At 68.4% G+C, this 20,136-nt stretch carries 13 protein-coding genes and 3 rRNA genes; 5 read left to right on the top strand and 11 right to left on the bottom strand.

The window, feature by feature from the left end:
- The first annotated feature begins 3 nt into the window (after positions 1-3).
- From ABZO31_RS12580 to ABZO31_RS12595, 4 genes are read left to right on the top strand one after another with little or no spacing between them, the layout of a single operon-like run.
- Positions 4-702 (top strand): DUF4129 domain-containing protein, encoded by a 699-nt coding sequence (locus tag ABZO31_RS12580; protein WP_406861245.1) that lies wholly within the window; start codon positions 4-6, stop codon positions 700-702.
- Positions 699-1,916, top strand: a complete 1,218-nt coding sequence (locus tag ABZO31_RS12585) for a DUF4350 domain-containing protein (RefSeq protein ID WP_406861246.1) — start codon at positions 699-701, stop codon at positions 1,914-1,916. Before ABZO31_RS12580 ends, ABZO31_RS12585 begins: the two co-directional genes overlap by 4 nt.
- The gene (locus tag ABZO31_RS12590) at positions 1,913-2,896 is read left to right on the top strand and encodes an AAA family ATPase (protein WP_406861248.1); all 984 of its coding nucleotides are present in this window, start codon (positions 1,913-1,915) and stop codon (positions 2,894-2,896) included. Before ABZO31_RS12585 ends, ABZO31_RS12590 begins: the two co-directional genes overlap by 4 nt.
- A gap of 9 nt (positions 2,897-2,905) precedes the next feature.
- Positions 2,906-4,216 carry a DUF58 domain-containing protein gene (locus ABZO31_RS12595; RefSeq protein WP_406861249.1) on the top strand — a complete coding sequence of 437 codons (1,311 nt, stop codon included), beginning with the start codon at positions 2,906-2,908 and terminating at the stop codon, positions 4,214-4,216.
- 129 nt (positions 4,217-4,345) lie between these two features.
- On the opposite strand, the gene rrf is transcribed toward ABZO31_RS12595, so the two are convergent.
- The 4 genes from rrf to ABZO31_RS12615 all read right to left on the bottom strand — a co-directional run bounded on the left by rrf (position 4,346) and on the right by ABZO31_RS12615 (position 11,075).
- Positions 4,346-4,462 (bottom strand): 5S ribosomal RNA (gene rrf / locus ABZO31_RS12600).
- Positions 4,463-4,544: 82 nt separating this feature from the next.
- Positions 4,545-7,664 (bottom strand): 23S ribosomal RNA (locus ABZO31_RS12605).
- 286 nt (positions 7,665-7,950) lie between these two features.
- Positions 7,951-9,474 (bottom strand): 16S ribosomal RNA (locus ABZO31_RS12610).
- Together the 16S, 23S and 5S rRNA genes form the textbook arrangement of a ribosomal RNA operon.
- Positions 9,475-10,067: 593 nt before the next feature.
- Positions 10,068-11,075: a stage II sporulation protein M gene (locus ABZO31_RS12615; RefSeq protein WP_406861250.1), complete on the bottom strand. Its 1,008-nt coding sequence runs from the start codon at positions 11,073-11,075 to the stop codon at positions 10,068-10,070.
- 118 nt (positions 11,076-11,193) lie between these two features.
- Between ABZO31_RS12615 and ABZO31_RS12620 the strand changes: the two genes are divergently transcribed.
- Positions 11,194-12,138, top strand: a complete 945-nt coding sequence (locus tag ABZO31_RS12620) for an RDD family protein (protein ID WP_406861251.1) — start codon at positions 11,194-11,196, stop codon at positions 12,136-12,138.
- Here ABZO31_RS12620 and ABZO31_RS12625 read toward each other — a convergent pair.
- The 7 genes from ABZO31_RS12625 to ABZO31_RS12655 form a co-directional block, all read right to left on the bottom strand.
- A complete protein-coding gene (locus ABZO31_RS12625; protein ID WP_406861252.1) occupies positions 12,135-12,752 on the bottom strand; it encodes a hypothetical protein in 618 nt (205 codons plus the stop codon). The two genes, ABZO31_RS12620 and ABZO31_RS12625, sit on opposite strands and share 4 nt — an antisense overlap.
- Before the next feature lie 156 nt (positions 12,753-12,908).
- The gene (gene ahcY, locus ABZO31_RS12630; RefSeq protein ID WP_406861253.1) at positions 12,909-14,363 is read right to left on the bottom strand and encodes an adenosylhomocysteinase; all 1,455 of its coding nucleotides are present in this window, start codon (positions 14,361-14,363) and stop codon (positions 12,909-12,911) included.
- Between the two features lie 289 nt (positions 14,364-14,652).
- Positions 14,653-15,630, bottom strand: coding sequence for a cation diffusion facilitator family transporter (locus tag ABZO31_RS12635; protein WP_406861254.1), 978 nt, complete (start codon positions 15,628-15,630; stop codon positions 14,653-14,655).
- 83 nt (positions 15,631-15,713) lie between these two features.
- Complete coding sequence (gene manA / locus ABZO31_RS12640) at positions 15,714-16,865, bottom strand: mannose-6-phosphate isomerase, class I (protein ID WP_406861255.1); 1,152 nt, start codon at positions 16,863-16,865, stop codon at positions 15,714-15,716.
- A 45-nt stretch (positions 16,866-16,910) separates the two neighbouring features.
- Entirely contained in the window at positions 16,911-18,149 is a 1,239-nt protein-coding gene (locus tag ABZO31_RS12645; protein WP_406861256.1) for an SIS domain-containing protein, read from the bottom strand.
- 143 nt (positions 18,150-18,292) lie between these two features.
- Entirely contained in the window at positions 18,293-18,475 is a 183-nt protein-coding gene (locus ABZO31_RS12650; RefSeq protein ID WP_406861257.1) for a Trm112 family protein, read from the bottom strand.
- A 140-nt stretch (positions 18,476-18,615) separates the two neighbouring features.
- Positions 18,616-19,983, bottom strand: coding sequence for a phosphomannomutase/phosphoglucomutase (locus ABZO31_RS12655; protein WP_406861259.1), 1,368 nt, complete (start codon positions 19,981-19,983; stop codon positions 18,616-18,618).
- Positions 19,984-20,136 lie beyond the last annotated feature (153 nt).

Genomic DNA, 20,136 nt, shown 5'->3' on the forward strand with positions numbered 1-20,136 from the left:
GGGGTGATCACCACGGGGGGAACGATCGCGGCGCATCTGCTGCTCCGCGTACGCACGGACGTGCCGGTGGACACGCCCCGCGACCCCGCCCGCGAGGCGGCGGAGCGGGAACTGTCCAAACCGGTGTACCACGAGAACGACCCGAGCCTGCTCCAGCGCGCGCTCGACAGGTTCTGGGAGTGGGTCGGCGGACTCTTCGAGTCCGCCTCGGGCGTCGGCCCAGGCGGCTGGCTCGGGCTGACGGCCGTCGCGGTCGTCGTCGTCGCGCTGATCGCCGCCCTGTGGTGGCGGCTCGGAACCCCGCAGCGCACACCGGGCGCCGCGGACTCCCTCTTCGACGACAGCCCCCGCACCGCCGCCGAACACCGGGCGGCCGCGGACCGCCACGCGGCCGCCGGCCGCTGGAACCAGGCCGTCCAGGAACGCATGCGCGCCGTCGTCCGCTCCCTGGAGGAGCGCACCGTCCTCGACCCTCGCCCAGGCCGCACCTCCGACGAGGCCGCCGCCGAGGCCGGCCGCGCCCTGCCCGAGCACGCGGACGAACTGCGCGCCGCGGCCCGCACCTTCGACGACGTCACGTACGGCGGCCGCACCGCGGACGAGCCCGCGTACCGCCGGGTGGCCCGCCTGGACCAGGCCCTGGAGCGTACGAAGCCCAAGCTGGAAGCCGCCGACGCCACCGCCGAGGGGGCCGCCCGATGAGCAGGACTCCCACGAGCCCGACCTCGACGGCCGTACCCGCCCGCGTCGTGTGGACCCGCACCCGCGGACTGCTCCTCGCACTCGCCGTCCTCGTGATCGGCGCCATCGCCCTGGCCGCCGTACGCGCCGGGGACCACCACGGCCGGCTCGACCCGCGCTCCGCCGACAAGCTCGGCAGCCGCGCCGTCGCCGAACTCCTCAAGGGCCAGGGCGTCACCATCACCCCGGTCACCACCCTCGCCGAGGCCACGGCCGCCGCCGACCCCGACACCACGCTCCTGGTCACCACCCCCGACCTGCTGACCCCACGTCAGCAGCGCACCCTGACCTCCGCCTTCTCCGACGCGGGAAGCCGCACCGTCCTCCTCGCGCCCGGCCCCGCCTCCGTCGGCACCCTCGCCCCGGGCGTCACAACCGCCTCCGAGGCCCCGGTGAGCAACCTGCAGCCCGCCTGCGACCTCCCGGCCGCCGAGCGCGCCGGCAGCGTCCTCCTCGGCGGCGTGACGTACCGCTCCTCGCTCCCCGCGTCGCAGGCCCACCTCTGCTACCCGAGCGACGGCGACCCGACGCTGGTCCAGATCGAGGGCACCAACGGCGACACCGTCGTCCTCGGCGCTCCCGACCTGCTCTACAACGACCGTCTCGACGAGCAGGGCAACGCCTCCCTCGCCCTTCAACTCCTCGGTTCCCGCACCCATCTGGTCTGGTACCTCCCCTCTCTGTCCGACCCCTCGCTCGCGGAAGGGTCCACCGACGAGTCGTCCGAGGAAGGCGACGTCACCGAAGGCTTCCTCTCGCTCGTCCCGTCCGGCTGGCTGTGGGGCACGCTGCAGCTCGTCGTCGCGGCCCTGCTCGCCGCCGTCTGGCGCGCCCGCCGCCTCGGCCCCCTCGTGACGGAACGTCTCCCGGTGGCCATCCGCGCCTCCGAGACCACCGAGGGCCGCGCCCGCCTCTACCGCAGGGCCGGCGCCCGCGACCGCGCCGCCACCGTCCTGCGCACCGCGACCCGCACCCGGATCGCCCCCCTCCTCGGCGTCGCCCCGCGCGACGCCCACGCTCCCGACTCCTTGCTCCCCGCGGTCTCCGCCCGTCTCCCCGAGAGCGGCCGCGACCTCAGGGAGCTCCTCTTCGGCCCGGCTCCCGCCGACGACGCCGCCCTGATACGCCTGGCAGACCAACTCGACGCCCTCGAAAGAGAGGTACGCACCTCATGAGCGCCCCGACCCCCGCGACCGCCGAGAGCCCGGACGCCGCCCGCGCGTCCCTGGAGGCCCTGCGCGCCGAGATCGCGAAGGCCGTGGTCGGCCAGGACCCCGCCGTCACCGGTCTCGTCGTCGCCCTGCTCTGCCGCGGCCACGTCCTCCTGGAAGGCGTCCCCGGCGTCGCGAAGACCCTGCTCGTCCGCTCCCTGGCGGCCGCACTCGAACTCGACACCAAGCGCGTCCAGTTCACCCCCGATCTGATGCCCAGTGACGTCACGGGCTCGCTGGTCTACGACACCCGCAGCGCCGAGTTCTCCTTCCAGCCCGGCCCGGTCTTCACCAACCTGCTGCTCGCCGACGAGATCAACCGCACTCCTCCGAAGACCCAGTCCTCCCTCCTGGAGGCCATGGAGGAGCGTCAGGTCACCGTGGACGGCACCCCGCGTCCGCTGCCCGAGCCCTTCCTCGTCGCTGCGACGCAGAACCCGGTGGAGTACGAGGGCACTTACCCCCTCCCCGAGGCCCAGCTCGACCGCTTCCTGCTCAAGCTGACCGTGCCGCTGCCGTCCCGCGAGGACGAGATCAACGTCCTCACCCGGCACGCCGACGGCTTCAACCCGCGCGACCTCCGGGCCGCCGGCGTCCGTCCGGTCGCCGGACCCGCCGAACTCGAAGCCGCCCGCACCGCCGTGGCGAAGACCCAGGTCTCCCCGGAGATTGCCGGCTATGTCGTCGATATCTGCCGTGCCACGCGTGAATCCCCCTCACTGACGCTCGGGGTCTCTCCCCGAGGTGCCACCGCACTGCTGTCGACCGCTCGCGCCTGGGCCTGGCTCACCGGCCGGGACTACGTGATCCCGGACGACGTGAAGGCCCTCGCCCTGCCCACCCTGCGTCATCGCATCCAACTGCGGCCCGAGGCCGAGATGGAGGGAGTCACCCCCGACTCCGTCATCACCGCGATCCTCGCCCACGTCCCCGTCCCCCGCTGAGGCAGCGACGTGGCTCTGACCGGACGAACCGCGCTCCTCGCCGCCATCGGCTCGCTCCCCGTCGGCATCCTCGCCCCCAGCTGGACGGGGATGCTGGCGGTGAACGCGCCCCTCTCCCTCGCAATTCTGTGCGACTACGCGATGGCCGCGCCAGTGCGAGCGCTGCGTTTCACCCGAAGTGGTGATACGTCAGTTCGACTGGGTGACGAGGCGACCGTGCAGCTCACCGTCACCAACCCCTCGCGCCGCAAGCTGCGGGCCCGCGTCCGCGACGCCTGGCCGCCGAGCAGCTGGCTCCCCGGCACCGAACAGGCCGCGTCCCGACACGAACTGACGATCCCTGCGGGGGAACGCCGGCGGCTCACCACCGTCCTGCGTCCGACGCGCCGCGGCGAGCGCAAGGCCACCCGCGTCACCGTCCGCTCCTTCGGCCCGCTGGGCCTGGCGGCCCGTCAGAGCAACCACGAGGTGCCCTGGACGGTCCGCGTCCTGCCCCCGTTCACCAGCCGCAAGCACCTGCCCTCCCGGCTGGCCCGGCTCCGTGAACTCGACGGCCGCACCAGCGTGCTGACGCGCGGTGAGGGCACCGAGTTCGACAGCCTCCGCGAGTACGTCCCCGGCGACGACACCCGCTCCATCGACTGGCGAGCCACCGCCCGCCAGACCACCGTCGCCGTCCGCACCTGGCGCCCCGAGCGCGACCGCCACATCCTCATCGTCCTCGACACCGGCCGCACCTCGGCCGGCCGCGTCGGCGACGTCCCGCGCCTCGACGCCTCGATGGACGCAGCTCTCCTCCTCACCGCCCTGGCCTCCCGCGCCGGCGACCGCGTGGACCTCCTGGCGTACGACCGCCGCGTCCGCGCCCAGGTCCTCGGCCGGTCCGCGACCGACGTCCTGCCCGCCATGGTCAACGCCATGGCCCCGCTCGAACCCGAGCTCGTCGAGACCGACGCCCGCTCCCTCGCCGCGACCGCCCTGGCCAAGGCTCCGCGCAGTTCGCTCCTCGTCCTGCTGACCAGCGTGGACTCCGCCCCGATCGAGGAGGGCCTGCTGCCGGTCCTCCCCCAGCTCACCCAGCGGCACACGGTCGTGGTCGCCTCCGTCGCCGATCCGCACACCGCCGAGATGGCCCGCGCCCGCGGCACGGTCGACGCCGTGTACGAGGCAGCCGCCGGCGCCCAGGCCCAGGCCCAGCGCCTCCGCACGGCGGAACAGCTTCAGCGCCACGGCGTCACGGTCGTCGACGCGACGCCGGACACCCTCGCGCCGGCGCTGGCGGATGCCTATCTGGCACTGAAGGCGGCCGGCCGCCTCTGATGGACCTGGATCTCCTCGACGACCCGACGAACTGTCTGTCGAGGAGATCGAACCCATGGAGCATGGGGTAGAAACCCACAACGCAGAAAAGCCCCGCACCAGATGGTGCGGGGCTTTCCCACAATGATTGTTCGGCGGCGTCCTACTCTCCCACAGGGTCCCCCCTGCAGTACCATCGGCGCTGAAAGGCTTAGCTTCCGGGTTCGGAATGTAACCGGGCGTTTCCCTAACGCTATGACCACCGAAACACTATGAAGTTGAACCGCCGCACCACCCGTAGGGGGGCGTGTTCGTTACTTCAGAACTAACACAGTGGACGCGAGCAGCTGAGGACAAGCCCTCGGCCTATTAGTACCGGTCAGCTCCACCCATTACTGGGCTTCCACATCCGGCCTATCAACCCAGTCGTCTACTGGGAGCCTTACCCTCTCAAGGAGGTGGGAATACTCATCTCGAAGCAGGCTTCCCGCTTAGATGCTTTCAGCGGTTATCCCTCCCGAACGTAGCCAACCAGCCATGCCCTTGGCAGAACAACTGGCACACCAGAGGTTCGTCCGTCCCGGTCCTCTCGTACTAGGGACAGCCCTTCTCAATATTCCTGCGCGCACAGAGGATAGGGACCGAACTGTCTCACGACGTTCTAAACCCAGCTCGCGTACCGCTTTAATGGGCGAACAGCCCAACCCTTGGGACCGACTCCAGCCCCAGGATGCGACGAGCCGACATCGAGGTGCCAAACCATCCCGTCGATATGGACTCTTGGGGAAGATCAGCCTGTTATCCCCGGGGTACCTTTTATCCGTTGAGCGACGGCGCTTCCACAAGCCACCGCCGGATCACTAGTCCCGACTTTCGTCCCTGCTCGACCCGTCGGTCTCACAGTCAAGCTCCCTTGTGCACTTACACTCAACACCTGATTGCCAACCAGGCTGAGGGAACCTTTGGGCGCCTCCGTTACCCTTTGGGAGGCAACCGCCCCAGTTAAACTACCCATCAGACACTGTCCCTGATCCGGATCACGGACCGAGGTTAGACATCCAGCACGACCAGAGTGGTATTTCAACGGCGACTCCACAACCACTGGCGTGGCCGCTTCAAAGTCTCCCACCTATCCTACACAAGCCGAACCGAACACCAATATCAAACTGTAGTAAAGGTCCCGGGGTCTTTCCGTCCTTCTGCGCGAAACGAGCATCTTTACTCGTAGTGCAATTTCACCGGGCCTATGGTTGAGACAGTCGAGAAGTCGTTACGCCATTCGTGCAGGTCGGAACTTACCCGACAAGGAATTTCGCTACCTTAGGATGGTTATAGTTACCACCGCCGTTTACTGGCGCTTAAGTTCTCAGCTTCGCCCTGTCGAAACAGAGCTAACCGGTCCCCTTAACGTTCCAGCACCGGGCAGGCGTCAGTCCGTATACATCGCCTTACGGCTTCGCACGGACCTGTGTTTTTAGTAAACAGTCGCTTCTCGCTGGTCTCTGCGGCCACCCCCAGCTCAGGAAGCAAGTTCCTTCACCGGTGATGGCCCCCCTTCTCCCGAAGTTACGGGGGCATTTTGCCGAGTTCCTTAACCATAGTTCACCCGAACGCCTCGGTATTCTCTACCTGACCACCTGAGTCGGTTTAGGGTACGGGCCGCCATGAAACTCGCTAGAGGCTTTTCTCGACAGCATAGGATCATCCACTTCACCACAATCGGCTCGGCATCAGGTCTCAGGCTATGTGCTGTCCGGATTTGCCTAGACAGCGCCCTACACCCTTACCCCGGGACAACCACCGCCCGGGCTGGACTACCTTCCTGCGTCACCCCATCGCTTACCTACTACCACCTTGGGTCGGCGGCTCCACCACTCCCCTTTGCCCGAAGGCTCCGGGGCGGCTTCACGGCCTTAGCATTAATGGGCTCGATATTGGGCGTTTCAAAGCGGGTACCGGAATATCAACCGGTTGTCCATCGACTACGCCTGTCGGCCTCGCCTTAGGTCCCGACTTACCCTGGGCAGATCAGCTTGACCCAGGAACCCTTAGTCAATCGGCGCACACGTTTCTCACGTGTGTATCGCTACTCATGCCTGCATTCTCACTCGTGAACCGTCCACAACTCGCTTCCGCGGCTGCTTCACCCGGCACACGACGCTCCCCTACCCATCACAGTCCCCGTTGGGGGTATGTACTGCAATGACACGACTTCGGCGGTACGCTTGAGCCCCGCTACATTGTCGGCGCGGAATCACTTGACCAGTGAGCTATTACGCACTCTTTCAAGGGTGGCTGCTTCTAAGCCAACCTCCTGGTTGTCTCTGCGACTCCACATCCTTTCCCACTTAGCGTACGCTTAGGGGCCTTAGTCGATGCTCTGGGCTGTTTCCCTCTCGACCATGGAGCTTATCCCCCACAGTCTCACTGCCGTGCTCTCACTTACCGGCATTCGGAGTTTGGCTAAGGTCAGTAACCCGGTAGGGCCCATCGCCTATCCAGTGCTCTACCTCCGGCAAGAAACACACGACGCTGCACCTAAATGCATTTCGGGGAGAACCAGCTATCACGGAGTTTGATTGGCCTTTCACCCCTAACCACAGGTCATCCCCCAGGTTTTCAACCCTGGTGGGTTCGGTCCTCCACGAAGTCTTACCTCCGCTTCAACCTGCCCATGGCTAGATCACTCCGCTTCGGGTCTTGAGCGCGCTACTGAATCGCCCTATTCGGACTCGCTTTCGCTACGGCTTCCCCACACGGGTTAACCTCGCAACACACCGCAAACTCGCAGGCTCATTCTTCAAAAGGCACGCAGTCACGAGAACCCCGAAGGGTTCCGACGCTCCCACGGCTTGTAGGCACACGGTTTCAGGTACTATTTCACTCCGCTCCCGCGGTACTTTTCACCATTCCCTCACGGTACTATCCGCTATCGGTCACCAGGGAATATTTAGGCTTAGCGGGTGGTCCCGCCAGATTCACACGGGATTTCTCGGGCCCCGTGCTACTTGGGTGTCTCTCAAGCAAGCCGCTGACGTTTCAGCTACGGGGGTCTTACCCTCTACGCCGGACCTTTCGCATGTCCTTCGCCTACATCAACGGTTTCTGACTCGCCTCACAGCTTAAGCAGACTGTGAAAGAGAGATCCCACAACCCCGTATGCGCAACCCCTGCCGGGTCTCACACGCATACGGTTTGGCCTCATCCGGTTTCGCTCGCCACTACTCCCGGAATCACGGTTGTTTTCTCTTCCTGAGGGTACTGAGATGTTTCACTTCCCCTCGTTCCCTCCACACTGCCTATGTGTTCAGCAGTGGGTGACAGCCCATGACGACTGCCGGGTTTCCCCATTCGGAAACCCCCGGATCAAAGCCTGGTTGACGGCTCCCCGGGGACTATCGTGGCCTCCCACGTCCTTCATCGGTTCCTGGTGCCAAGGCATCCACCGTGCGCCCTTAAAAACTTGGCCACAGATGCTCGCGTCCACTGTGTAGTTCTCAAGCAACGACCAGCCACCCATCACCCCGCCACAACAAGGCGAGTTCACTGGGGTAAGCATCGCGAAGATACAAACCTTACGGCCGTACCCTCAGATACCCAACAACGTGCCAAGCACGACCTTCTCGGTTCTTCCCGTGTTCCACGCCGAAGCAGTACTAACAGGAGACTCTGAAGAATCGTGCCAACTAATCAACGTTCCACCCATGAGCTGACCGTGCAGAACGTTTGTCTGCAATCGGTGCTGTGCTCCTTAGAAAGGAGGTGATCCAGCCGCACCTTCCGGTACGGCTACCTTGTTACGACTTCGTCCCAATCGCCAGTCCCACCTTCGACGGCTCCCTCCACAAGGGTTGGGCCACCGGCTTCGGGTGTTACCGACTTTCGTGACGTGACGGGCGGTGTGTACAAGGCCCGGGAACGTATTCACCGCAGCAATGCTGATCTGCGATTACTAGCAACTCCGACTTCATGGGGTCGAGTTGCAGACCCCAATCCGAACTGAGACAGGCTTTTTGAGATTCGCTCCGCCTCGCGGCATCGCAGCTCTTTGTACCTGCCATTGTAGCACGTGTGCAGCCCAAGACATAAGGGGCATGATGACTTGACGTCGTCCCCACCTTCCTCCGAGTTGACCCCGGCGGTCTCCTGTGAGTCCCCATCACCCCGAAGGGCATGCTGGCAACACAGGACAAGGGTTGCGCTCGTTGCGGGACTTAACCCAACATCTCACGACACGAGCTGACGACAGCCATGCACCACCTGTATACCGACCACAAGGGGGGCACTATCTCTAATGCTTTCCGGTATATGTCAAGCCTTGGTAAGGTTCTTCGCGTTGCGTCGAATTAAGCCACATGCTCCGCTGCTTGTGCGGGCCCCCGTCAATTCCTTTGAGTTTTAGCCTTGCGGCCGTACTCCCCAGGCGGGGAACTTAATGCGTTAGCTGCGGCACCGACGACGTGGAATGTCGCCAACACCTAGTTCCCAACGTTTACGGCGTGGACTACCAGGGTATCTAATCCTGTTCGCTCCCCACGCTTTCGCTCCTCAGCGTCAGTAATGGCCCAGAGATCCGCCTTCGCCACCGGTGTTCCTCCTGATATCTGCGCATTTCACCGCTACACCAGGAATTCCGATCTCCCCTACCACACTCTAGCCTGCCCGTATCGAATGCAGACCCGGGGTTAAGCCCCGGGCTTTCACATCCGACGCGACAAGCCGCCTACGAGCTCTTTACGCCCAATAATTCCGGACAACGCTTGCGCCCTACGTATTACCGCGGCTGCTGGCACGTAGTTAGTTAGGGCTTCTTCTGCAGGTACCGTCACTTTCGCTTCTTCCCTGCTGAAAGAGGTTTACAACCCGAAGGCCGTCATCCCTCACGCGGCGTCGCTGCATCAGGCTTTCGCCCATTGTGCAATATTCCCCACTGCTGCCTCCCGTAGGAGTCTGGGCCGTGTCTCAGTCCCAGTGTGGCCGGTCGCCCTCTCAGGCCGGCTACCCGTCGTCGCCTTGGTAGGCCATTACCCCACCAACAAGCTGATAGGCCGCGGGCTCATCCTTCACCGCCGGAGCTTTCCACCGCAGGAGATGCCTCCCGCAGTCGTATCCGGTATTAGACCCCGTTTCCAGGGCTTGTCCCAGAGTGAAGGGCAGATTGCCCACGTGTTACTCACCCGTTCGCCACTAATCCACCCCGAAGGGCTTCATCGTTCGACTTGCATGTGTTAAGCACGCCGCCAGCGTTCGTCCTGAGCCAGGATCAAACTCTCCGTGAATGTTTACCCGTAATCGGGTGACACTCGCGTTGAGCGGAACGAGTCGGTCGGAATATGACCGATCGTTCACAGCGTCCTCGCTGTGTATTGCCACCCCGCAAGCGGGATGGACTTTTCAAAGGAACCTCGACCATCCGAAGATGGACGGGGTATCAACTAATCTGGCGTTGATTTTTGGCACGCTGTTGAGTTCTCAAGGAACGGACGCTTCCTTTGTACTCACCCTCTCGGGCTTTCCTCCGGGCTTTTCCCTTCGGTCTTGCGTTTCCGACTCTATCAGATCTTTCCGATCCGATTTCCTCGGTGCCTTTCGGCTGCTTTCCGGTCCCTTCGCTTTCGCTTGGGGCCCTTCCGGCTTTCTCGACTTTATCAGAAGCATTTCCGCCGAGCGAATCGGCTTCGTGATCCGGATAAGGAATCGAGGGTGACTCCGCGGAAACTTAATTCCGGACCGGAGTGAGATAGATACTAGCTGTGATCCTCGGTCATGTCCAGTCCGAGGCAACCGTTTGAATCTACCTCCCCGCTCCGACTGTGTCAACAGTTTTTGCGGGCGAAGAGGAGACTAGCAGCTCAGCGGAGTGCTCCGCACATCAGGCGGCGGTCGGGAGTTCGGCGCTGCGGTCCGGCAGGGCGACGTCGCCCGTCTCGCCGGCGCGGGCGGCTCGGCCGCCGAGCACGTACACGTACGCGAGGAAGGCCAGCTCGGCCACGACGCCGATGGTGATGCGGGCCCAGGTCGGCAGGCCCGACGGAGTGACGAAGCCTTCGATCAGGCCCGACACGAACAGCACCAGCGCCAGGCCCATCGCCATGCCGATCGCCGCACGCCCCTGCTGGGCCAGGGCGACGCGGCGGGTCGTCGGGCCGGGGTCGATGACCGTCCAGCCCAGGCGCAGGCCGGTTCCGGCGGCGACGAAGACGGCGGTCAGCTCGAGCAGGCCGTGCGGAAGGATCAGCCCCAGGAAGACGTCGAGGCGGCCGGCGGCGGACATCAGGCCGATACCGACGCCCAGGTTCAGCATGTTCAGGAACAGGATCCAGAGCACCGGGATGCCCAGGAACGCGCCGAGGACCAGGCAGACCGCGGCCGCCTGGGCATTGTTCGTCCAGACCTGGGCGGCGAACGAGGCCGCCGGGTGGCTCGAGTAGTACGTCTCGTACTGGCCGCCGGGGCGGGTCATCTCGCGGAGTTCCGCCGGAGCACCGATGGTGGCCTGGACGTCGGGGTTGGCGGCGATCCACCAGCCGATGATCACGGCGACCAGCGTGGAAAGGAGCGCCGCGGGTATCCACCAGCGGCGCGAGCGGTAGACGGCGGCGGGGAATCCGGCGGTCAGGAAGTGCAGGGCGTCGCGCCAGGAGGCGCGGCGGGCGCCGGTGACGGTGGCGCGGGCGCGGGCGACCAGTTGGGTGAGCCGGGCGGTGAGCATCGGGTCCGGCGAACTGGACTGGATGAGCGACAGGTGGGTGGCGGTGCGCTGGTAGAGGGCGACGAGTTCGTCGGCCTCGGCTCCGGTGAGCTTTCCGCCTCGGCTCAGGAGGTGGTCGAGGCGTTCCCACTCGGCACGGTGGGCGGTGACGTAGACGTCGAGGTCCATGATCGGCTGCTGCTCCAGGCACTGGATGCGGACGGGTCCGTACTACTGCGGCGCGCTGCGGGCCAGCTTGGCAGACTGGCGTTCGGTGGGGACGAGAAGGTCGACGAAGGGTGGGCACGTGAGTGGGGTTGTGACGGGGGACGCCGTCTATCTGGGGCTGCAGCCGGCGCGGCTGCCGAGCCGGGCGCTGGCGGTGTTCATCGACCTCGTCGTGGTGTGGGTCGTCTACCTGGTGCTCTCGGTGACGCTCACCGTGGCGACGTCTTCGCTGGACAGTGCCGCGCGGACGGCGATGTCCATCGCCTCGTTCCTGCTGGTGCTGGTCGGGGGGCCGATCGCGGTGGAGACGCTGTCGCGCGGGCGGTCGCTCGGGAAGCTGGCCTGCGGGCTGCGGGTCGTACGGGACGACGGCGGGCCTATCCGGTTCCGGCATGCGCTGATGCGCGGGGCGATGGGCGTCGCGGAGATCATGATGACGATGGGCATCGTCGCCTGTATCGCGTCGCTCGTCTCGGCGCGCGGCCGGCGGCTCGGTGACGTGTTCGCCGGGACGCTGGTGGTGCGGGAGCGCGTGACCGCGGCGCGGGCCGTGCCGGTTCCGCCTCCTCCGCCGTGGCTCGTCGGGCGGTTCACGCAGCTGGATCTCTCCTCGGTGCCGGACGAGCTGTGGCTGGCGATACGGCAGTACCTGACGCGTGCGCGCCAGCTGGACCCGCACGTCGGGCGGGCGCTGGCGGAGCGGCTCGCGAACGATCTCGTCGCGCGGACCGGTACGCCCCCGCCGGCCGGGGTGCCCGCGGACGCGTTTCTGGCCGGTGTCGTGGCCGAGCGGCAGGCGCGCGACACGCGCCGGGCCGTCGCGGCGGCCGCCACGGCCGGTCCGGCGGCGGGTGCGGCCCAGGCCCACGGTTCGCAGGCGGTGGGCGGTACTCCCCCGATGCACACCGCTCAGCCTGTGCCGCAGCCCGTCACGCAGGCCGCGCCTCCGCCCACGGAGCCCGTTCCCCAGCCGGTCACGCAGTCCCGGCCGCCGGCGTCGACGGGCTTCGCGCCGCCCGCCTAGGCGGGGAAGACCGACGGCGGGGTGTCGAGGTCCTCGAGTTCGATGCCGGGGGCCGCCAGGACCACGTCGCCGGCGAGGTGGACGGTGTGCTGCTCGCCCGTGTCCAGGGCGCTGACCTGGTACTCGTCCACCATGAGCACCCCGTTGTCAGTGGCGTGCGCTTCACTCTTCATCAGGGCCCAGGACTGGTCGACCGTGAGGGGGGCGAGGACCGGATCCGTGAAGGCGACCAGCCGTACGCGGGTCGCGGGGGAATCGGGGGTGAGACGCAGCAGACGACTGATCGCGACGAGGAACGCCGGGGACGAGCCGGTGAAGGCGTGGGCGCGCACATTGCCTTCGGTGGCGTGGGTTCCGGTGGGGTCCGTGCGGACCCAGGTGACGCCGTCGAGGGCGGCTCCGCGGACCTGCCAGCTCAGGGCGTGGAGTTCCAGGCGGATCGGGCGGCCCAGTTCGTCGACGGCCAGGTCGACGGAGCCTGCGTGGTCGCCGGAGGGGGCGGTGATCTGTGAGACGTAGCGCCAGCCGGAGGGGCCGGGCGCGCAGTGGAAGTGCTCTTCACCGAGGGGGGTGTGATCGTGCGGATCGTAGAGCGAATAACGGCCGCGGGGCATGGGTCCGGATCCTCGGGGTGCTTCCTGGGGCGGTAGTCGGGACGAGGCAGGCCCCCGGCACGGGGGTGCGGGGGCCTGCCTTTTCCGTTACGGACGGCCGTACCGGGCGCCCGCGTGTCCGTGCACGGACACGCGGGACGCACCGGGCGCGGTACGTCAGTAGCGGTAGTGGTCCGGCTTGTACGGGCCCTCGACCTTGACGCCGATGTACGCGGCCTGCTCCGGGCGGAGGGTCGTCAGCTTCACGCCCAGGGACGCGAGGTGCAGACGGGCGACCTTCTCGTCGAGGTGCTTCGGCAGCGTGTAGACGTCGGTCGGGTACTGCTCCGGCTTGGTGAAGAGCTCGATCTGGGCCAGGGTCTGGTCCGCGAAGGAGTTCGACATCACGAAGGACGGGTGACCGGTCGCGTTGCCGAGGTTCAGCAGACGGCCCTCGGACAGCACGATGAGGACCTTGCCGTCGGGGAAGGTCCAGGTGTGGACCTGCGGCTTGACCTCGTCCTTGACGATGCCGGGGAGCTGCGCGAGGCCGGCCATGTCGATCTCGTTGTCGAAGTGACCGATGTTGCCGACGATCGCCTGGTGCTTCATCTTGGCCATGTCCGTGGCCATGATGATGTCCTTGTTGCCGGTGGTCGTGATGAAGATGTCGGCCGTCTCGACGACGTCGTCGAGGGTGGCGACCTGGTAGCCGTCCATCGCCGCCTGCAGGGCGCAGATCGGGTCGATCTCGGTGATGATCACGCGGGCGCCCTGGCCGCGGAGGGACTCGGCGCAGCCCTTGCCGACGTCGCCGTAGCCGCAGACGACGGCGGTCTTGCCGCCGATGAGGACGTCGGTGGCGCGGTTGATGCCGTCGATCAGGGAGTGGCGGCAGCCGTACTTGTTGTCGAACTTCGACTTCGTCACGGCGTCGTTCACGTTGATCGCCGGGAAGAGGAGGGTGCCGGCCTGCATCATCTCGTAGAGACGGTGGACGCCGGTGGTGGTCTCCTCGGTGACGCCGCGGATGTCGGACGCCAGCTGGGTCCACTTCTGCGGGCTCTCGACGAGGGTGCGGTTGAGGAGACGGAGGATGTGGCCGTACTCCTCACTGTCCGCGGTGGACGGGTCCGGGGCCGCGCCGGCCTTCTCGAACTCGACGCCCTTGTGGACGAGCAGGGTCGCGTCACCGCCGTCGTCGAGGATCATGTTCGGGCCGCCGGTGGGCGTGTTCGGCCAGGTCAGGGCCTGCTCGGTGCACCACCAGTACTCCTCCAGGGTCTCGCCCTTCCAGGCGAAGACCGGGACGCCCTGGGGGTTCTCCGGGGTGCCGTTCGGGCCGACGGCGATGGCCGCGGCGGCGTGGTCCTGGGTGGAGAAGATGTTGCAGGAGGCCCAGCGGACCTCGGCACCGAGAGCGACCAGGGTCTCGATGAGGACGGCGGTCTGCACGGTCATGTGCAGGGAGCCGGTGATGCGGGCGCCGGCGAGCGGCTGCTGGTCCGCGTACTCCTTGCGGATCGACATCAGGCCGGGCATCTCGTGCTCGGCGAGGGTGATCTCCTTGCGGCCGAAGGCCGCCAGCGAGAGGTCGGCGACCTTGAAGTCCTGGTTGACGACAGTCGTCATGACGGAGCTGCTCCTCGTGGTTCGGGTTTCGAGGCTCGTTCGGGCACGCCGGCACCACGGCAGCGGGCATACGAATGCCCGGGAAAACCCGCGGTGCAGTCGTCGGAGGCCCTCTCTCCCTCGGTCGGCCCGTGCGGGCCGCCCGACCGCCATCAGCAGCGACGTCTGGCGTTACGAATCTACACCGATCGGCGCAGCGGCGGGGCATGGCCGAGGCCCCGGGGAGCCGTTTCCGGCCGCCGGGGCCTCGGCCCTGCGTGGGTGTCTCGGGGCGTGCGTGCCCCGGGCGTCAGTGGTCCGCGGTCGGGCCCGGGCCGCCGGGGGTGGCGGCCGGGTCCGGGCCGGCCTGGGCGGCGGCCTCGCTGTAGACGTCCGGCTCCAGGTAGATCACCCGGGCGATCGGCACGGCCGCGCGGATGCGCTGCTCGGCGGCGTCGATCGCGGTGGCGACCTGGGCGGCGGTGTCGTCGTGGCGGACCGCGACCTTGGCGGCGACGAGCAGCTCCTCCGGGCCGAGGTGCAGGGTGCGCATGTGGATGAGGCGGGTGACGGTCTCGCCGTCGACGGCCGCCTCCTCGATCTTCTTGACGTCCTCGAGGCCGGCGGACTCGCCGAGCAGCAGCGACTTGGTCTCGGCGGCGAGCACGATCGCGATCGCGATGAGCAGGATGCCGATGCACAGGGTGCCGATGCCGTCCCAGATGCCGTCGCCGGTGAGGAGGGCGAGGCCGACACCGCCGAGGGCGAGGACCAGGCCGACCAGCGCGCCGAGGTCCTCCAGGAGGACGACCGGGAGCTCGGGTGCCTTGGCCCGGCGGACGAACTCCTTCCAGGAGAGCTCGCCGCGGATCGCGTTCGACTCCTTGATGGCGGTGCGGAAGGAGAACGTCTCGGCGATGATCGCGAAGACCAGGACGCCGACCGGCCAGTACCAGTGCTCGATCTCGTGCGGCTCCTTGATCTTCAGGTAGCCCTCGTAGATGGCGAACATGCCACCGACGGAGAACAGCACGATGGAGACGAGGAAGGCGTAGATGTAGCGCTCGCGGCCGTAGCCGAACGGGTGCTGCGGGGTCGCCTCGCGCTGGGCCTTCTTGCCGCCGAGGAGCAGCAGCCCCTGGTTGCCGGAGTCGGCGAGCGAGTGGACGCTCTCGGCGAGCATCGAGGACGAACCACTGAAGAGGAACGCCACGAACTTGGCTGCGGCGATCGCGAGATTGGCGGCGAGTGCCGCCACGATCGCCTTGGTTCCGCCTGACGCGCTCATGGGTCTGTGTGTTCCCTTCGTCGGTGCCGCCCCTGGGCCCGTGGTCCCGGGGCGCGGCCGCTGTTCGGCCGCACCTTTTTACCTCAGGCGGCGACCGTGGCGCGGAAGAGCGTCCCCGTACCGGACAGTTCGGTCTTTTCGCCTGCGGGAACGAAGACCGACTCCCCCGGGGCGAGGGTGACTTCGCCTGCTGTGGGCCGGCCTGCGGTGGCGAGCAGGATCTGCGGGCCCTCGGCGGTGATGTCGGTGGGCACGGCTCCTTCGGAGCGGACGTAGCGGGAGAGCCGGAACTCGTCGATCGGGGTGTCGTACAGCTCCTCGCCGGACGGCGACGCCTCGGGGCGGAGCACACCGGGCTCGCCGGGCTCGAAGCGGACGACGCGCAGCAGTTCGGGGACGTCGACGTGCTTGGGGGTGAGTCCGCAGCGCAGCACGTTGTCGGAGTTGGCCATGATCTCGACGCCGAGCCCGCTGAGGTAGGCGTGCGGGACACCGGCGCCGAGGAAGATCCCTTCGCCGGGCTGGAGCCGGACGCGGTTGAGCAGCATGGCGGCGAGGACGCCCGGGTCGCCGGGGAAGTGGTGGGCGAGTTCGGCGTACACGGCGTGGTCGCCCCCGAGGTGGGCGGCGGCCGCGGCCGCCTCGGCGACGGTGTGTGCCATCTCGTGGCGCTCGGCGGTCAGCAGCGCGGTCAGGACCTCGCGCAGCGCGGCGTCCTCGGGGTGGGCGTGCAGGACGTCGACGTACGGCTTGAGCGAGTCGACGCCGAGGGCGGCGATCAGGTCGGCGGCCTCGTCGGGGGCGCGGAAGCCGCAGAGCCCGTCGAACGGGGTGAGGGCGCAGAGGAGTTCGGGCTTGTGGTTGGCGTCCTTGTAGTTGCGGTGCGGGGCGTCGACGGGGATGCCGGCGGCCTCCTCGGCGGCGTGTCCGGACCGCGCCTGCGCGAGGTCGGGGTGGACCTGGAGGGAGAGCGGGGCGCCGGCCGCGAGGATCTTGAAGAGGAACGGCAGCCGGGGGCCGAACTCCTCGACGGCGGCGGCGCCGAGTTCGCCTACCGGGTCGGCGGCGATCACCTCGTTGAGCGGCCCGCGCGGGGTGACCGACGGGGCGCCGGGGTGGGCGCCCATCCACAACTCGGCCTGCGGCTCACCGGTGGGGGCGGTGCCGAGCAGTTCCGGGATGGCCGTCGTGGATCCCCAGGCGTAGGGGCGGACGGTGTTGGAGAGGCGGTCCATCGGGCGCTCCAGCGTGCTCGGTACGTCGGGCAGGGCTCGGGACGGTCACGAACCGCCGTCGGCGTCGCGCGTCGTCGAGTCGGACGCCGCGGTCGGCGGTTCGGTTGCCCCGGTGCTTCCGGCAGCGTCCACGGCCGAGGCGAGCGACAGGTAAACGGCCGCGAAATCCGTCACGGCCAGCAGTTCGGCGAGGGCTTCGAGGGTGCCGTCCTCCGCCTCGGGCTCGTCCTGCGGTTCGAGCGCGGGCTCGAGTTCGCTGATCGGCGTGTCGTGGCTGAGGGCGAGTTCGCGGGCGGCGGGGGCGGCGGTCAGCCCGCCGGCGGGGCGGTCGCGGAGCAGGACGACGCGGGCGTGCAGGGCCTGCGGCTCCTCGACGCGGTCGCGGAAGAAGTCGTCGGGGTCGGCGCCCGCGGCGTAGCCGCCGACGAGCAGCACGCCGTGCGAGGGCAGCGCCTCGGGCAGTTCGGCGGCGAGCGCGGGCAGTCCGGCGAGTTCGGCGAGCACGGCGGCGAAGCGGCGGCCGACGGGGCCGGCGGTCTCGCCCTCGGTCCAGATCAGCGGCAGCGAGTCGGCGAGCTCGGCGGCGAGGGTCTTGGCCGGGTTGTCGTACGTGGCGATGGCGGGGCCGCAGCGCTCGGCGGTGCGGTCGAGCCGGTCGGCGACCTTCTCCAGCGTCTCGGGCGGGGCGGTGAACAGGCCGACCCGGTCGAGGAGCACCAGCAGCGGCGTGAACAGCGCCCACAGCGAGCCGGGGCTGGCGGCGAGGATCTCCTCGTCGTACATCGCGTGCGGGGCGATCGCCAGCGGGACGACCAGGCCGCGGGCGGCGACGACGGACTCGGCGAGCGGGGAGCGCTGCGGGGCGACGGCGACGACGGTGATGCCGCGCCGGTACGCCTGCTGGGCGAGCAGCGCGAGGCCGGGCTCGGCGCCGTCGGTGGTGGGGATCAGGAGCAGGTCGAGGGGGCTCGCCCAGCCGGGGAGTTCCCAGCGCAGGGCGCCGGCGGCGGGGGCGACGCCGGTGGGCCGCAGCCGGATGACGGGGGCGGCCGCTCCGGCGAGGGCGCCGACGAGGTCGGCGACGCCGACGGCGGCGGCGCCGGGGCCGGCGACGAGGACGGTGCGCGGTCGGCCGTCGGGGCGCAGGTCCGCGATACCGGCCTCGGCGGCGTGCCGGGCGGCGGTACGGACCCGGGCGCCCGCCTCGGCGGCGGCGCGCAGAAGGCCCCGGCGGTCGGCACGGGCGAGGGCCTCCGGGGCGTCGAGCAGGGTCTCGTCCAGCATGGTGCCTCCGGGATGCGGGTGCGGGGCGGAGCGGGGCGGGTCCGTGGGGTGCGCCCGCCCTTCGGCCGGGCTCGGGGTCCCACGGGTCCCACCGTCACCACTCGTACAACGCGGACGTCGGCCGACGGTCTTCCTGCGGCGTCCTACGCGGGGCGGCGGGCCTCGTCGACGAGCAGGACCGGGATGCCGTCGCGGACCGGGTAGGCCAGGCCGCAGTCGGCGCCCGTGCAGACCAGCTCGGGGGTCTCGTCCGCCGAGCGGTCGTTCAGCGGAGCGTGGCAGGCCGGGCAGGCCAGGATCTCCAGGAGGCCGGCTTCGAGCGGCATGTGGTGTCCCCTTCGGACAGACGTGGTGGCGGCGCCCTCCCGGCGTCCGGTCGGCGCCCCGTCGGGCCAGGTCAGCCTACCGCCGGGGAACCTCCCGCGCGGCCCGGGCGGGGCACGCGGGAGGCCCCGGCGGGCGGGCGTCAGTCCGTCGCGCGGACCATCGCCAGGACCTGCTGGGTCAGCCGCTCGACGGTGCTCGCGTCGCGGGCCTCGACGTTCAGGCGGAGCAGCGGCTCGGTGTTGGAGGCGCGCAGGTTGAACCACCAGTCGGGGGCGGTCACGGTCAGCCCGTCCAGCTCGTCGAGGGTGATGTCGTCCTGCCCCTCGTACGCCTGCTTCACCGCGGTCATCCGGGCCGTCTGGTCGGCGACGGTGGAGTTGATCTCGCCGGAGGCGGCGTACCGGTCGTACGAGGCGACCAGCTGCGACAGCGGGCCCTCCTGGCCGCCGAGCGCGGCGAGGACGTGCAGCGCGGCGAGCATGCCGGTGTCGGCGTTCCAGAAGTCCTTGAAGTAGTAGTGCGCCGAGTGCTCGCCGCCGAAGATCGCGCCGCTCTTCGCCATCTCCTCCTTGATGAAGGAGTGCCCCACTCGGGTCCGCACCGGCGTGCCGCCGTTCTCGCGGACGACCTCGGGCACGGACCACGAGGTGATGAGGTTGTGGATGATCGTCCCGCCGGGCGCCTTGGCCAGCTCGCGCGCGGCGACCAGCGCGGTGATCGCCGACGGGGAGACCGGGTCGCCGTGCTCGTCGACGACGAAGCAGCGGTCGGCGTCGCCGTCGAAGGCGAGGCCCAGGTCCGCGCCTTCGGCCTGCACGCGGGCCTGCAGGTCCACGAGGTTCTTCGGGTCGAGCGGGTTGGCCTCGTGGTTGGGGAAGGTGCCGTCGAGCTCGAAGTACATCGGGACGAGGTCCAGCGGGAGCCCGTCGAAGACGGTGGGGACGGTGTGGCCGCCCATGCCGTTGCCGGCGTCCACGACGACCTTCAGCGGACGGATCGCCGTCAGGTCGACCAGCGACTTCAGGTACGCGGCGTAGTCGCCGAGGGTGTCCCGCTCGGCGACCGTGCCGGTCCGCCCGGCGGGCTGCGGCGCTCCCTGCTCGGACCAGCGCTCGACGAGGGCGCGGATCTCGGAGAGGCCGGTGTCCTGGCCGACGGGAGCGGCGCCCGCGCGGCACATCTTGATGCCGTTGTACCGGGCCGGGTTGTGCGAGGCGGTGAACATGGCACCCGGCAGCGAGAGCTGCCCGGACGCGAAGTACAGCTGGTCGGTCGAGCAGAGGCCGATCAGGGTCACGTCCGCACCCTGCGCGGCGGCGCCGCGGGCGAAGGCGCCGGCGAGGCCGGGCGACGAGGGACGCATGTCGTGGCCGACGACGATCCCGTCCGCGCCCGTCACCTGGACGAAGGCCGCGCCGAAGAGCTCGGCGAGCTCCTCGTCCCACTGGTCCGGAACAACTCCGCGGACGTCGTACGCCTTCACGATCTGCGAGAGATCAGCAGCCACGGACTCACCTTCCTGAGGTCACCTGCACGCGGTTGCGGCGCGTGTACGGAACGCCCAAACTACCCGCCGCCGCGGGGAGACCGGCAGGGCGGCTTCGGGACAGCGCGTACGAAACGGGTCCGTCTGGATTCCGGAGGTCCGTGCTCCGTACTT

Source organism: Streptomyces solicamelliae (assembly GCF_045348655.1).
In the GTDB taxonomy this organism is placed as follows: Bacteria; Actinomycetota; Actinomycetes; order Streptomycetales; family Streptomycetaceae; genus Streptomyces; species Streptomyces solicamelliae.

What these genes read in the sequence shown, in the direction of transcription:
- ABZO31_RS12615 (WP_406861250.1), bottom strand. Translation starts at nt 11,075, where the DNA reads ATGGACCTCGACGTCTACGTCACCGCCCACCGTGCCGAGTGGGAACGC.
- ABZO31_RS12625 (WP_406861252.1), bottom strand. Translation starts at nt 12,752, where the DNA reads ATGCCCCGCGGCCGTTATTCGCTCTACGATCCGCACGATCACACCCCC.
- ABZO31_RS12645 (WP_406861256.1), bottom strand. Translation starts at nt 18,149, where the DNA reads ATGCTGGACGAGACCCTGCTCGACGCCCCGGAGGCCCTCGCCCGTGCC.
- manA (WP_406861255.1), bottom strand. Translation starts at nt 16,865, where the DNA reads ATGGACCGCCTCTCCAACACCGTCCGCCCCTACGCCTGGGGATCCACG.
- ABZO31_RS12590 (WP_406861248.1), top strand. Translation starts at nt 1,913, where the DNA reads ATGAGCGCCCCGACCCCCGCGACCGCCGAGAGCCCGGACGCCGCCCGC.
- ABZO31_RS12585 (WP_406861246.1), top strand. Translation starts at nt 699, where the DNA reads ATGAGCAGGACTCCCACGAGCCCGACCTCGACGGCCGTACCCGCCCGC.
- ahcY (WP_406861253.1), bottom strand. Translation starts at nt 14,363, where the DNA reads ATGACGACTGTCGTCAACCAGGACTTCAAGGTCGCCGACCTCTCGCTG.
- ABZO31_RS12650 (WP_406861257.1), bottom strand. Translation starts at nt 18,475, where the DNA reads ATGCCGCTCGAAGCCGGCCTCCTGGAGATCCTGGCCTGCCCGGCCTGC.
- ABZO31_RS12635 (WP_406861254.1), bottom strand. Translation starts at nt 15,630, where the DNA reads ATGAGCGCGTCAGGCGGAACCAAGGCGATCGTGGCGGCACTCGCCGCC.